General features: G+C 64.7%; 11 protein-coding genes and 1 pseudogene. 5 read left to right on the forward strand and 7 right to left on the reverse strand.

The features are described 5' to 3' along the window. Window positions 1–60 precede the first annotated feature (60 nt). A complete protein-coding gene (gene mutS / locus BMW28_RS03615) occupies window positions 61–2712 on the forward strand; it encodes a DNA mismatch repair protein MutS (RefSeq protein ID WP_091813949.1) in 2652 nt (883 codons plus the stop codon). Window positions 2713–2724: 12 nt separating this feature from the next. Here the strand turns inward: mutS and BMW28_RS03620 are convergent, their stop codons facing one another. Next, window positions 2725–3039 carry a hypothetical protein gene (locus BMW28_RS03620; RefSeq protein ID WP_091813952.1) on the reverse strand — a complete coding sequence of 105 codons (315 nt, stop codon included), beginning with the start codon at window positions 3037–3039 and terminating at the stop codon, window positions 2725–2727. A 112-nt stretch (window positions 3040–3151) separates the two neighbouring features. On the opposite strand from BMW28_RS03620, the gene BMW28_RS03625 reads away from it, so the two are divergent. Both BMW28_RS03625 and cysE read left to right on the forward strand, forming a co-directional pair. After that, window positions 3152–4009 (forward strand): RNA methyltransferase, encoded by an 858-nt coding sequence (locus BMW28_RS03625; RefSeq protein ID WP_091815450.1) that lies wholly within the window; start codon window positions 3152–3154, stop codon window positions 4007–4009. Between the two features lie 37 nt (window positions 4010–4046). Continuing rightward, the gene (gene cysE / locus BMW28_RS03630) at window positions 4047–4823 is read left to right on the forward strand and encodes a serine O-acetyltransferase (RefSeq protein WP_091813954.1); all 777 of its coding nucleotides are present in this window, start codon (window positions 4047–4049) and stop codon (window positions 4821–4823) included. Window positions 4824–4900: 77 nt separating this feature from the next. Here cysE and BMW28_RS03635 read toward each other — a convergent pair whose 3' ends face one another. Further along, window positions 4901–6226 carry a FecR domain-containing protein gene (locus tag BMW28_RS03635; protein WP_159430704.1) on the reverse strand — a complete coding sequence of 442 codons (1326 nt, stop codon included), beginning with the start codon at window positions 6224–6226 and terminating at the stop codon, window positions 4901–4903. Between the two features lie 127 nt (window positions 6227–6353). Next, window positions 6354–7025: a ribosome biogenesis factor YjgA gene (yjgA, locus tag BMW28_RS03640; RefSeq protein WP_091813960.1), complete on the reverse strand. Its 672-nt coding sequence runs from the start codon at window positions 7023–7025 to the stop codon at window positions 6354–6356. A gap of 53 nt (window positions 7026–7078) precedes the next feature. Between yjgA and pmbA the strand changes: the two genes are divergently transcribed. Further along, a complete protein-coding gene (gene pmbA, locus BMW28_RS03645; RefSeq protein WP_091813963.1) occupies window positions 7079–8485 on the forward strand; it encodes a metalloprotease PmbA in 1407 nt (468 codons plus the stop codon). Between the two features lie 2 nt (window positions 8486–8487). Further along, a complete protein-coding gene (locus tag BMW28_RS03650; protein ID WP_091813966.1) occupies window positions 8488–8913 on the forward strand; it encodes a hypothetical protein in 426 nt (141 codons plus the stop codon). 156 nt (window positions 8914–9069) lie between these two features. Here the strand turns inward: BMW28_RS03650 and BMW28_RS03655 are convergent. The 4 genes and pseudogenes from BMW28_RS03655 to BMW28_RS03675 all read right to left on the reverse strand — a co-directional run. Then, a pseudogene (locus BMW28_RS03655) lies at window positions 9070–11235 on the reverse strand (heavy metal translocating P-type ATPase); the annotation flags it as partial. A 496-nt stretch (window positions 11236–11731) separates the two neighbouring features. Then, entirely contained in the window at window positions 11732–12196 is a 465-nt protein-coding gene (locus BMW28_RS03665; RefSeq protein WP_091813975.1) for a GatB/YqeY domain-containing protein, read from the reverse strand. A 94-nt stretch (window positions 12197–12290) separates the two neighbouring features. Next, window positions 12291–12503, reverse strand: coding sequence for a 30S ribosomal protein S21 (gene rpsU, locus BMW28_RS03670; RefSeq protein ID WP_091813978.1), 213 nt, complete (start codon window positions 12501–12503; stop codon window positions 12291–12293). Between the two features lie 302 nt (window positions 12504–12805). Continuing rightward, a complete protein-coding gene (locus BMW28_RS03675) occupies window positions 12806–13903 on the reverse strand; it encodes an NAD(P)-dependent alcohol dehydrogenase (RefSeq protein WP_091813981.1) in 1098 nt (365 codons plus the stop codon). Window positions 13904–14216 lie beyond the last annotated feature (313 nt).

Below are 14216 nucleotides of genomic sequence, written 5' to 3' on the forward strand. Positions count from 1 at the left end.
CGCTGCCGGTCTAGACCGCACGCACCGCCCCCAGACGCCGTTCTCCACGATTCGCCCCGAATGAGTTCCACGCCCCGTTCCGATCTTCCGGGCCACACGCCCATGATGTCGCAATATCTCCAGATGAAGGAGGCGCATCCCGACACGCTGCTGTTCTACCGCATGGGTGACTTCTACGAGCTGTTCTACGAAGACGCGACCAAGGCCGCGCGCCTGCTCGGCATCACGCTGACCACGCGCGGCCAGTCCGCCGGCATGCCGGTCACTATGGCTGGCGTGCCGGTGCACTCGGTCGACAGCTATCTGGCCAAGCTGATCCAGATGGGCGAATCGGTGGCCATTGGGGAGCAGGTGGGCGAGGTGGGCGCTTCCAAGGGCCCGGTGGAGCGCAAGGTGGTGCGCGTGGTCACGCCGGGCACGTTGACGGATATCGAACTGCTGGGCGACAAGACCGAGGCCATGCTGCTGGCGCTCTACCTGCCGCAACGCACGGGCCGTGGCGCCTCAGGTAACGCAGGCCTAGCCTGGATGAGCCTGACGCAGGGCCGCATGGTGCTGGCCGAATGCGCACCCGACCAGATCGATGCCTGGATCAGCCGCATCCAGCCGGCCGAGGTGCTCTACAGCGCCGATATCGGCACTACCCAGCGCGCCCAGCTGCAGCAATGGCAGCAGCACGGCGCCATGCAGCGTTTCATCATCACCGAGCGCCCCGGCTTCACCTTCGACAGCAGTCTGGGCCTGCGCAAGCTCACCGAGCAGTTGCGCAGCCCCAACCTCAACGCCTGGCAGGCCGATGATGTGCCGCAGGCGCACGCCGCCGCCGCCGCGCTGCTGGCCTACGCCGAGCACACCCAGGGCCGTGCCGTCACCCATCTGCACAGCCTGCAGGTGCAGCGCGACGATTCACTCATCAACCTGCCACTCACCACCCAGCGCAACCTGGAACTGACGCAAACGCTGCGCGGCGAAACCAGCCCGACCCTGTTCAGTCTGCTGGACACCTGCGAAAGCGGCATGGGCAGCCGCGCGCTCAAGCACTGGCTGCTGCACCCGGAGCGCGCCCGTACGGTGGCACAGCAGCGCCTGCAGGCCATCGGCCTGCTGCGCGAGCGCGGCCTCAAGGATCTGCGTGCCGCCCTGCACGGCATCAGCGACGTGGAACGCATCAGCGCACGTCTGGCGCTGCGCCAGAGCAAACCGCGCGAACTGTCCGGCCTGCTGCGTACCCTGTCGCAGGCGGAAGGCCTGCGCAGCCGTCTGTTGCAGGTATTGGAAGGCGAGGGCGAAGGCCTGCTGTCCACCATCGCCGCCCAGCTGCAGTCGCCGGCCGAGGTGCTGGGTCTGCTGCAGCGCACGCTGCAATCCGATCCCGCCGTCAACATCCGTGACGGTGGCGTGATTGCCGACGGTTTCGATGCCGATCTGGACGAGCTGCGCGGCATCCAGACCCATAGCGCAGAATTCCTGCTGACACTGGAGGCGCGCGAGCGCGAACGCACCGGCATCGCCAACCTGCGCGTGCAGTACAACCGCGTGCATGGCTTCTACATCGAGGTCACCACCGGCCAGCTCGACAAGGTCCCCTCCGACTACCAGCGACGCCAGACGCTCAAGAACGCCGAGCGCTTCATCACGCCCGAACTCAAGGCCTTCGAGGACAAGGCACTCTCCGCGCAGGACCGCGCCCTGGCCCGCGAAAAGTGGCTGTACGAGCAGCTGATCGAATCCCTGCAGCCCCATGTCGGCCAGTTGCAGACCCTGGCCGCCGCCATGGCCACGCTCGACGCGCTCTGTGCCCTGGCCGAGCGCAGCCTGGCGCTGGACTGGTGCGCGCCCACCTTCGCCATCGAGCCATGCATCGAGATCACTGCTGGCCGTCACCCCGTGGTGCAGTCGCGCCTGATGGAAACCACCGGCGCCAGTTTCATCGCCAACGATACGCTGCTCAATCCGAAGCAGCGCATGCAGATCATCACGGGCCCCAACATGGGCGGCAAGTCGACCTACATGCGCCAGGTCGCGCTGATCGTGCTGCTGGCCAGCATGGGCAGCCATGTGCCTGCCAGCAGTTGCCGCATCGGCCCGATCGATGCCATCCTCACCCGGATCGGCGCGGCAGATGACCTGGCCAATGCCCAGTCCACCTTCATGCTGGAAATGACGGAAGCGGCGCAGATCCTGCACGGCGCCACGCCGCACAGCCTGGTGCTGATGGACGAGATCGGCCGCGGCACCAGCACCTTTGATGGCTTGGCACTGGCCGGCGGCATCGCCACGCACCTGCACGACAAGACGCAGGCGCTGACGCTGTTCGCCACGCACTATTTCGAACTGACCGAGTTTCCCAAGCAGCAGCACGCTGCCGTCAACGTGCATGTGAGCGCGGCGGAAGCCGGGCACGACATCGTCTTCCTGCACGCCATCGAGCCGGGCCCGGCCAGCCGCAGCTACGGCATCCAGGTGGCACGATTGGCAGGCATGCCGGCAGCCGTCATCCACCACGCGCGCCATGCCTTGCAGGCGCTGGAAAGCCAGCAGCAGGAAAGCCGGTCCCAGATCGACCTGTTCGCTGCTCCGCCGCTGCCTGCGGCAGAACCGGAGCCCGTGCCGAGTGCCATCGAACAGGAACTGGCAAGCCTCGACCCTGACGCCATGACGCCGCGCGAGGCGCTGGATGCGCTCTACGCGCTCAAGGGGTTGATGCGCTGAAATCGGCCGTGATCAGCTCTCAGGATTCTCCAGCCGCTCCGGTGGCAGCGGTCGCACGGCGCGCTGGTAGGTCTTGACCAGCGCCACCAGCGCCAGCACCGGAATGAAGAAAATCGCTACCGCCACCCACGCGATGCCGGCATAGGCCGTGATGGGTGACTCGTACATGATCATCTTGCAGGGGCCGATCAGTCCCATGCCGCCGCACTTGTTGCCGATCAGATAGGCCACGCACAGCCAGAGGAAGGTGGCGATCAGGGTAGCGCGCCACCACGGAGTCGGGTTGGGTTCGGGGCCTTCGGGCAGCGGGCGGGAGGTCTCGGACATGGGGCAATCCTTCAGTGGCAATGGGGCTCAGTCTAAAATGGAAACTTTTCCTCTGCCCATGACGGGTATCAACTCCCGCAACTTCCGCGGCCATTCCTGCCGCAGCGTTTCCATGCATACCCGTTTCATCCTGCTGCAGACCAGCCATGCCGGCAATGTCGGTGCCGTTGCGCGCGCCATGAAAGTCATGGGTTTTGACGATCTGGTGCTGGTGCAGCCGCGCTGGCACGATGTCCTGCAGCGCGAAGAGGCGATCGAACGCGCCAGCGGCGCCGATGACGTGCTGCGCAAGGCCCGCATCGTGCAAAGCTGGGAAGAGGCAGTCGAAGGCATCGAACACCTGTGCGCCACGGCAATGACGCCGCGGGATTTCGGCCCGCCCACGGTCGAGCCGCGTCCGCATTTTGCGCAACTGGTCGCCATGAACCAGGCAATAGCAGCGCGCAGCACGGAGCCCGGCGACGAACTGCTGGCAGCCGATACCGGCGCGCCTGTTGCTGCTCAAGCGCATCTGCAGGCATCGTCCGCAGCCACGGAGGCACCACCGCTTCGCAGCCTAGGCCTCGTCTTCGGCAGCGAACGCTACGGCATGCGCAACGAAGAGGTCTACCGCTGCCACGCCTGCCTGAGCATTCCCACCAACCCCGACTACGGATCGCTCAATATCGCTGCTGCCGCACAGGTGCTGGCCTACGAGTGGCGCATGGCGCTGGGCGGCTTTGGCCAGGGAGCCACGTCAGCCCCGCCGTCAACGGAGCAGCGCGCCGACGCCGCCGAAGTCGAAGGCATGCTCGCCCATTGGGAGCAGGCTCTGATCCATGTCGGCTACCTCGATCCCGAGGCGCCCAAGAAACTCATGCCGCGCCTGCAGCAGCTGTTCCACCGCGCCACCCTGCGCCAGGAAGAAATCCACATCCTGCGCGGTATTGCGCGGGCCATGCAGAAAACCACCCACATTCCAAAACCCTGAGCGCGGTGGGCGCTCCGGCTCCCGCTACACTTGTTCCATGCTTTCCCGTATCCAGTCCGACATCCAGTGCATCCTCGAACGCGACCCTGCCGCGCGCAGCAAGTGGGATGTGGTGTTTTCCTATCCGGGCTTCCACGCCCTGATACTGCATCGCGTCGCGCACAGTTGCTGGAGCAGCGGCTGGACCTGGCTGGCCCGCTGGATTTCGCACTGGGGCCGCTGGCTTACCGGCATCGAGATTCACCCCGGCGCCAAGATCGGCGACCGTGTCTTCATCGACCACGGCATGGGCGTCGTGATCGGTGAAATGGCCGAAGTGGGGGATGACTGCACCATCTATCAGGGCGTGACCCTGGGCGGCACCTCGCTGGCCAAGGGTACCAAGCGCCACCCGACGCTGGAGCAAGGGGTCATCGTCGGTGCGCATGCGTGCGTGCTCGGCGGATTCACGGTCGGAGCCGGGGCCAAGGTCGGCTCTGGTGCGGTGGTGACCAAGCCGGTACCTGCCGGTGCCACAGCCGTCGGCAACCCCGCGCGCATCATCCAGGCCGACGCCGACACCAAACGCGAGGCCGCCGCCAACCAGATGGGCTTCTCCGCCTATGGCGTCACGCAGAACGACGACCCCTACAGCCTCGCCATGCGCGGCCTGATCGACAGCGCTTCCAGCCAGGAACACCAGATCGCGCTGCTCTGGCAGACAGTCGAGAAGCTCGCTGCCCAGCTCAAGGAAAGTGACTGCCTGCCGGACGAGGCCGCGTTCGAAGAGGAAGCTTCCGAGATCAAGCGCCTGAACGATCTGCTCGGCAAGTAAGCCCGGATCGCGCAGTGCGCATGAAAAAAACCGGCACAGCGTGCCGGTTTTTGTTTTCATTGTTCGCCGGCGCTCACTCAGGATGAGGTTGGCACGCGTTCCAGCAACACGTGATAGGGCAGACTGCCCACGTTGGCCGGAATCAGGATGCGATAGGTCTGGTGCTCTGGCTGCGCCAGTTCGGAGTTGCGGGCGGATACACGCAGGTAATAGGTACCCGGTCCTACCGCAGGCAGTACGAGTTCGCCGGTGCCGCGCGCTTCGGCCGCTCCTGCGGACCGGGTCAGCCCGGGATCGGCAAATACCGTCGCCGTCACCGCGCTGGGCGCTTTCGGGCTTTGCTTGGCCTGCTGGAAATACACGCCGCTCCAGCGCAGCGTCAGCCCCGAAGACTGGGCGTACAGGGAGGGGTGCAGCAGCAGGGATTCAGGCGCATGCAGCACCACACGGGTGTCCGCATCCAGCCCTTCCAGGCCATTGGCATCCACGCCGCGCACGCGCAGATACCAGGTGCCGGGCGTCAGGCCGTTGAGGTTGACTGCATTGCCCGCGAGTTTCTCGCTGAGGTGGACGGTCTCGAATTGCGCATCACCGGAGGCGATCACGCGATAGCTGCGTGCGTCCGGCACCGTCGGGAAGGTCCAGATGGCGTTCGGCTGCATCAGCGTGTCTGTCGTGCCGGCAAACCGGACGGCAGGCAGCAGCTTCACCGCAGCCATTTCCGCCTGATTCGGATCCACGGCAGCGCCCTGGCCTTGCTCCAGCAGGATGGCCGAGCCCTTCCAGGTGTTCTCGTTGTTGACCACGCCCTGCAGCACTTCGGCACGATCCTGACGGGCCGTGGGGTCGGCCGCAGCGACGCGGAAGCGGGTGCCGCGTACACCGATCAGCGAGGTAGTGGTTTCCACTTCCAGCGGCTTGGCACGCGGGGCGACCTTGTTGACGGCCGCTTCCAGCGCACCCTGGGCCAGGCGCATCTTGGCGGCAAACCAGTTCACCATGCGTCCGCCCTTGCTGCGGTCCGGCGCAATGTAGTAGCGGCTCAGCGTAACGTCCGCAATGGTGCGCGGCATGAGTTTCACCTGCGAACCATCGGCCAGCACGAGCACGGCCGAGCTGTCTTCGCCTGTACTGATCCGCGCATTTTCCTGCAGGCGCACACCGGCGTTGACGGATTGTCCGTTCACCTTCACATCACCCACGGTGTGCGTCAGATGCACCTCGGTGCTGCGGAAACGCAGCTGGGTCAGCGGCGTCGTCAGCGTGGCGCCCTGTGCCGCAAGGGGAGGGGCAGGGGGAGCGGCCATGGCCGGCAGTCCGGTCAGCGTCAGCCCGGCCACGCACAGCACGGCCAGCCGACTGACAGCGGGGCCGCGGGGAGGCATGGAAACACGGAGCTTCATGACGGACTCTTTCTCTTTCATTACGTGAACCCGGAAGATTGTAGAAAAAATGACGCACGAAAACCACCACTGTCACATTGGCGTGACAGTGGTGGTGCTGGCCGGAATGCTCAGATGATTCCCGGGCTTATTCCGCAGCGTCCTCGTCGGTGTCTTCGGGAGATGCGGTGTCGACGACACTGGCTTTGAGCAGTTCGACCTTCACCAGCTGGAAAAGTTCGCGGTAGGCGCGACCATGGCGTTGTGCCGCACCGGGTTGTTCCTTGGGAGCCGCCTGCGCATCCTTGCGTGCCTGGCGGATCAGTGCGCGCAATTGCTGGATGTCGGTGTCCGGATACTGCTGCAGCCATTCGGTCAGGGCGTCATCGCCACCGTCCTCGGCCAGCAGGCGTTCGCGCCAGTGTTCGGCCTGATGCAGCGCAGCCAGTTCGCTCGCACTGCCATCGCGCTGCACCTGCAGCGCTGCGCGAACGGCATCAATCACTTCATCATCGAGCTTGCGCATCAGCTTGCCGATGAACTGCATCTGGCGTCGCTTGCCTTCGAAGTTGCTGATGCGCCTGGCGTCGGCCAGTGCTTCCATCAGCTTGTCGGGCAGTTCGAGCGGAGCCATCAGGTCCGAGCGCAGGGTCAGCAATTCTTCGCCCAGTTCCTGCAGGGCTTCGCTTTCGCGCTTCAGGTCACTCTTGCTGATATCGACATCGCCCTTGGCCTGGCGCTTGAGCTCCAGATCGAGCTCGCTGCCTTCGTGCACGAAGTGGCCTTTGACGTAGTAACCGCGTTTGGGTTTGCGTGACATGTGTGTCCGTGAAAATTCTGGGAATAGGATTAGGCAAGTATCATACTTGTCCTATGAAAAAGACAGCACCTCGTTCCCGCGTCGCCGAGCCGGCGCCTGCGGCCGACCAGCCGCTCACCGGCTTCGCCTACAGCCGCGCCTTCTTCGAGGAACTGGTCGATACCGCCATTGCCCACGCCAGGAAGCTGGGTGCGACCGACGCCGGTGCCGAGGCCTCCGAAGGCTGTGGCCTGTCGGTCTCCGTGCGCCAAGGCGAACTGGAAAACGTCGAGCGCAACCGCGACAAGTCGCTGGGCGTGACGGTCTACATCGGCCACCAGCGCGGCAATGCCAGCACTTCCGATTTTTCCCGCAAGGCCATCGAGCAGACGGTGCAGGCCGCGTATGACGTGGCGCGCTTCACGGCGCAGGACCCGGCTGCAGGCCTGCCGGACGAGCGTGATGTGGAAACTGCTCCGCGCGATCTGGAGCTGTTCCACCCCTGGGCCATCGACAGCGACCGTGCCGCCCGCATGGCCCTGCGCTGCGAAGCTGCCGCTCTGGACTGCGACCCGCGCATCACCAACAGCGAAGGCGCCAGCGTCTCGGCGCAGCAAAGCCATTTCTTCAGCGCGCATACGCACGGCTTCCGTGGCGGCTATGCCAGTTCGCGCCATTCCATTTCCGTGGCGCCGATCGCCGGCCATGGCGATGACATGCAGCGCGACTACTGGTACAGCTCCATGCGCAATCCGGTCGATCTGGCGGATCCAAAGAAAATCGGCCGCTACGCTGCCGAACGTGCGCTGAGCCGCCTGCACGCGCGCAAGATCCTGACCACCGAGTGCCCGGTGCTGTTCGAGGCGCCCCTGGCTGCCGGCCTGATGGGCAGCTTCGTGCACGCCGTCAGTGGCGGCTCGCTCTACCGCAAGAGCAGCTTCCTGCTCGACAGCATGGGCAAGCGGGTGTTCCCCAAGCACATCCAGATGCGCGAAGATCCTTTCATCATCGGCGGCAAGGGCAGCAGCCCCTTCGACGACGAAGGCGTGCGCGAACAGGCGCGTGATGTGGTCGAGGATGGCAAGGTGCAGGGCTATTTCCTCAGCGCCTATACCGCCCGCAAGCTCGGCATGCGCACCACCGGCAACGCTGGCGGCAGCCACAACCTTACCTTCACCAGCACGCTCACACAGGCGCAGGACGACCTGGACGAGATGCTGCGCAAGCTGGGCACCGGCCTGTTCGTCATCGAACTGATGGGGCAGGGCGTCAACCTCGTCACCGGCGACTATTCACGCGGTGCCAGCGGCTTCTGGGTGGAGAACGGTCAGATCCAGTTCCCGGTGCAGGAAATCACCATCGCCGGCAACCTCAAGGACATGTTCATGGGCATCGAGGCCGTGGGCTCCGACATCTACACCATGGGCGCCAAGACCACCGGTTCGGTGCTGATCAACCGCATGAAAGTGGCAGGGAGCTGATCATGGCAACTGCTCAGGACGCGCTGATTCTGGCCGAGGGCCAGGCGCCTGACTGGGCTTTCCATCTGGCCGAGGGACAGTGGACGCATTCGCCATTGCTCTGGGCCTGGGTGGCGGCAGCCCTGCTGGCGGTTGCCATTTTCTGGATGCTGTCGGCCCGCTGGAAACCGCTGTGGCGTGCATTGGCGCGCTCCGGCGTGGTGGCCGTGCTGTTTTCGCCGGCCATCGTGGCTTGCGAGAGCATCTCCATCATGCCGTTCCCCATCCTGCTCAAGCTGGCGCTGCAGCACCGCGAGGCCCTGACCTGCGGCGCACCCTTGGTGGCACTGCCACCCAATGCCATGACCTTTGGCGGGCTGTGGCTGGTGCTGTTCCTGGCGTTCTGGGTCTGGCACTGGTTCCGGCAGCCGTCGCCCACAAGGCGTTAAGCTGCGGCGGCTTGCGGCTTGCGGCTTGCGGCTTGCGGCTTGCGGCTTGCGGCTTGCGGCTTGCGGCTGAGGCTGAGGCTGAGGCTGAGGCTGAGGCTGAGGCTGAGGCTGAGGCTGAGGCTGAGGCTGAGGCGGGCGTAGCGACCTCTTGCGCCTTCAGGACCGCCAGCGCAGCAGGCGCAACCCGTTGAACACCACCAGCAGGCTGGCCCCCATGTCGGCAAACACGGCCATCCACATGGTGGCGTGCCCCATCAGCGCCAGCACGAACACCACCAGCTTGATGCCCAGCGCCAGCGCAATGTTCTGCCACAGCACCTCGTGCGTATGGCGGGACAGGCGGATCGCTTCCGGTACCCGGCGCAAGTCATCGTTCATCACCACCACATCGGCCGCTTCCATGGCGATATCGGTGCCGGCGCCACCCATGGCGATGCCCATGTCGGCACTTGCCAGCGCCGGCGCGTCGTTGATGCCGTCGCCCACCATCGCCGTCGGGCCATGGCTGCGCTGCAGGCTGCGGATGGCTTCCAGCTTGTGTTCCGGCAGCAGATTGCCACGTGCCTGCGCCAAGCCGGCCTGATGGGCGATGGCATCGGCCGTCAGTTGGTGATCGCCACTCAGCATTACCGTATGCAGGCCCAGCGCCTGCAATTCGCCCACCGCCTGCGCCGCCTGCCCACGCAGCTGATCGGCCACGGCGAACACGGCCAGCACCTGCTGCTCGTCGGCCAGCAGGGTCACGGTTCGGCCTTCAGCCAGCTGGCGGCTCACGGCCTGCTGTACGACTGCGCCCAGCTCTCCATGCACCCGCGTGATCCAGCCGGCCTGTCCCAGCAGAAGCGGTGCACCTTCCAGTTCCGCCTGCACGCCATGCCCGGGAACGGCATGGATGTGTTGCAGCACGCCCGGGTAGCGGTGTGCGCCCATGGCCTGCAGGCCTGTGGCAATCGCACGCGATACGGGATGGTCGGACTCTCCGGCCAGCGCCAGAGCCAGGGCACGGATTTCGTTTTCACGCGCAGGTGCCACAAACCATTCGCTGTGAATCAGTTGGGGACGGCCATGTGTCAGCGTGCCGGTCTTGTCCAGCGCCACGGCCTTGAGCAGGCGCGCCTGCTCCAGATGAATCCCGCCCTTGAACAGCAGTCCGCGTCGCGCGCCGGCCGTCAGCGCACTGACGATGGTCACCGGCGTGGCAATCACCAAAGCACAGGGGCAGCCGATCACCAGCAGCACCAGCGCCTTGTAGATGGCATCCAGCCAACTCCAGCCGAACAACAGCGGGCCACCCAGGGCCACTGCCAGCGCCAGCGCAAATATCAGCGGCGTGTACACGGCGGCAAAGCGATCGACAAAGCCCTGCGTCGGCGCGCGGCTGTGCTGGGCTTCTTCCACCGCATGGATGATGCGGGCCAGCGTGGTGTCCTGAGCCGTGGACGTGCTGCGCATCTGCAGCACGCCGGTACCGTTGATGGTGCCGGCAAACACGCCGTCGCCCGTCCCCTTGTCCACTGGAATGCTCTCGCCGGTGACGGACGACTGGTCGATCGCGCTGTGCCCCGACGTGATCACGCCATCCAGCGCGATGCGCTCGCCGGCCTTCACCCGCAGCACGGCACCCGGCTCGATCTGCTTGACGGGCAGCGTGCGCCACTGGCCATCGGCTTGCAGCACATCGGCCTGCTCCGGGGCCAGCTCCAGCAACTGCCCAATGGCATTGCGTGCGCGTGCCGCTGAGCGCGCTTCCAGCCATTCGGCCAGGGCATAGAGCGCCATCACCATGGCCGCTTCCGGCCACTGCCCGATCAGGAAGGCACCGGTTACGGCCACCGTCATCAGGGCGTTGATGCTGAGCCGGCCATGGCGCAGCGCGGCCAGACCCTTCTGGTAGGTCGAGAAGCCGGACAGAGCAATGGCGGCAACGGCCAGCGCCATGCCTGCATAGCGCATCATGGGCAGGTCTTCGCCCCACAGATGCACCAGCTCCGCCGCGATGGCCAGCGTGAGGGCAGCACCCAGTTTCCAGACGCTGTCGCCAGAATCTTCCTGTCCGTGCGCATGCTCGTGATCGTCGTCACAGCTGCTGCAGCCGGCATCGGTGTCGGCGGCGGGACTGGCAGAAGGCTTCTCGCTGACGGGCACCGGGTTGAAACCGGCCTTGCGGATCGCTGCGAATGCCTGCTCCAGCACCGGAGCGTCCGCATCGATCAGCAACTGGCGTTGTCCCAGACGGAACTGCAGGGTGCGGATGCCTTCGAGCCTGGCCAGCGCCCGGCGGATTTCCCCTTCTTCGGTCGCGCAGTCCATATTGGCGATGCGGACCCAGGTGCCCGGCTTGTCGGTTGCTACGGGAGTATCGTTGTCGTTGCCGCAGGCAGAAGCACAGCAACCCCTGGTCGAAGCAGCCGGTTGTGTGTCACAGCAGCCAGTCTTCCCTGATGGGGCAGGGCTGCTCTTGTCGCAGCAGGCGAGGGTGGGGGAGGGGCTGTCGGGGGTGTCGCAGCAAGATGCCGTTGCCGGCACAGCCGCCGGCTTGTCGCAGCATCCGGCCGATTCCCTCCTGGCATCCGCAACGCTGCCGGGGCATGCAGGCGCACTGCCGCAATTTCCGGCGCCGGTCGGCGCGTCGCCGGCACAGCAGGAAGTGGCCTTGTCATCACGTTCGGACGCGCTGCAGCATGCGCCCTTGGAGGAAGAGGGGGATTGCATGGCGCAATTATCCGATGACTCGCCTGCAATCCGCTCCTCTTGTCCCTGAAGCCCTGCACAGCACAGTTCTTCAGGGCTTCAGGGCTTCAGGGGATGGACTGGTGGTTCAGCCAGCCAGCACGGCCTTCACGGCAGCAGACACCTGGCCCATGTCGGCCTTGCCGGCCAGTTGTGCCTTGGCAGCGCCCATGATCTTGCCCATGTCCGGAGCAGCCGGCTTGCGGCCATTCTCGGCTTCGAAGGCGGCGGCAATGGCCTGCACGGCTGCAGCGATTTCGGCTTCGCCCATGCGCTCGGGCAGGTACACCTGCAGCACGGCCATTTCGGCTTTTTCCTTGTCGGCCAGGTCCTGGCGGTTCGCCTGCTCGAAAGCTGTGATGCTGTCCTTGCGCTGCTTGATCAGCTTGTCCACCACGGCCACGATGGCGGCATCGTCTTCCAGCACGATGCGCTCGTCCACTTCTTTCTGCTTGATGGCAGCCTGCAACAGGCGGATGGTGCCCAGGCGCTCCATGTCCTTGGCGCGCATGGCGGTCTTCATGTCTTCGGTAATCTGTGCTTTGAGGGACATGCTCTATTCCTTTGGGATGCTCTGGGGAAACGGGAAACAAAAAACCCGCGTCGGCGTCCCGAGGCGGGTTTTGATCAGTGCCGAAGCTGCAGGATTAGTACAGTTTCTTGGGCAGCTGCATGGAGCGCACGCGCTTGTAGTGGCGCTTGACAGCAGCAGCTTTCTTGCGCTTGCGCTCGGCGGTGGGCTTCTCGTAGAACTCGCGGGCACGCAGGTCGGTCAGCAGGCCCAGTTTCTCGATGGTGCGCTTGAAGCGACGCAGGGCAACTTCAAAAGGCTCGTTTTCTTTAACGCGGATAGTAGTCATTAGCTAATGGTTTCCGAAAGATGCAGGAGTTTGCCGCAGGAAGATCGGGCCTGCGGGACAGCCCACAAAAAATGTCCCCGTCTACAGTTGATCAGGCCGACGGGGTTTGCCAGCAAGCCGATGATTTTAGCCAAAGACGGTGCAGCCTGCAAGGGCTTTTGCATACGAAAGCCACCATCGCGTTGCGAGTGGGCGACGTTGACAGGCGCCAACTGAAAGTGCATGACCCACGATAGGAGCCATGCACCCACACAGGCTGTCGAAAGGCGGGGCGCCAAACCGGTGGCGCCCCGCATTCTTCATTACGGCTTGATGGCGATCTTCAGCACGCCATCGCGCTGGTTTGCAAACAGGTCGTAGGCTGCCACGATGTCATCGAGTTTGTACTGGTGCGTCACCAGCACGCCCAGATCCACGCGCTCGGAAGCCACCACGTTCATCAGACGGCGCATGCGCTCCTTGCCGCCGGGGCACAGGGCGGTGTTGATGCGGTGGTCGCCCAGACCGGCGCCGAAGGCGTCCAGCGGAATCTTCAGGTCGGTCGAGTACACGCCCAGGCTGGAGAGCGTGCCGCCCGGACGCAGGCAGCGGAAGGCAGACTCGAACGTGGCCTGCGTGCCCAGCGCCTCGATGGCGCCGTCCACGCCCTTGCCGCCAGTGAGCTTCATCACTTCGCTCACCACATCCACGTTCTTGAAGTTCAGCGTCACGTCGGCACCCATCTTCTTCGACACTGCCAGACGCTCGTCATTGCCGTCCACCGCGATGATGGTGGTGGCGCCCAGCAGCTTGGCGCCTGCGGTGGCGCACAGGCCGATCGGGCCCTGTGCAAACACGATCACGGTGTCGCCGATGCGGATGTTGGCGTTTTCGGCGCCCTTGAAGCCGGTGGACATGATGTCCGGGCACATCAGCACCTGCTCATCGGTCAGGCCGTCCGGAATCGGTGCCAGGTTTCCTTCGGCATCCGGTACCAGCACATATTCGGCCTGGGTGCCGTCGATCAGGTTGCCGAAGCGCCAGCCGGCAGTCAGCTTGTAGCCATGGCAGCCGCAGCGGCCGCTGGCAGCCAGATAGCTGCCATCCTGAGAGGGCGCACCGTCCTGGGCAGCATAGGAATTGAAGTTGGGGCAGATGGCGCCGGCAATCACGCGCTGGCCTTCCTGATAGCCCTTGACGGCGCTGCCGAGCTTCTCGATCACGCCTACCGGCTCGTGGCCCACCGTCAGGCCTTTCTCCACCGGGTACTCGCCCTTGAGGATGTGCACATCGGTGCCGCAGATGGTGGTGGTGGTGATGCGGATCAGCGCATCGTTGGGGCCCACGTCCGGAATCGGCTTGTCGGCAAGCTCGATACGGCCCGGTTCCACAAACACGGCAGCTCTCATCATGGCAGGCATGGCATCTCTCCTCTAACAGGGATGAAGACGAAGAACGACCGGCATGTTCATCCCCCATGACGGACGTTGCGTACGCGGATGACTGACTTCGACCATTCTAGGCTTGCTGTCGGCGTTGTGTGTGACAGCTTGGAGAACACCATGTTCCTGCTTGCGAGTGATGCCGAATCTTACGGCCAGCTTTCAACTTGCTGCCGATCGTTTCAATATGGCCGCAGTCCTTCCTAGGGGAGATTGAATAATGTATTACGGATGCCGATTTTCACAGGCATTTCATGGTCATTGGTGCTATTCTCCAAGCTTCCGGGAAAAG

This window comes from Allobrachymonas denitrificans DSM 15123, assembly GCF_900110225.1.
Lineage (GTDB): Bacteria > Pseudomonadota > Gammaproteobacteria > Burkholderiales > Burkholderiaceae_C > Brachymonas > Brachymonas denitrificans.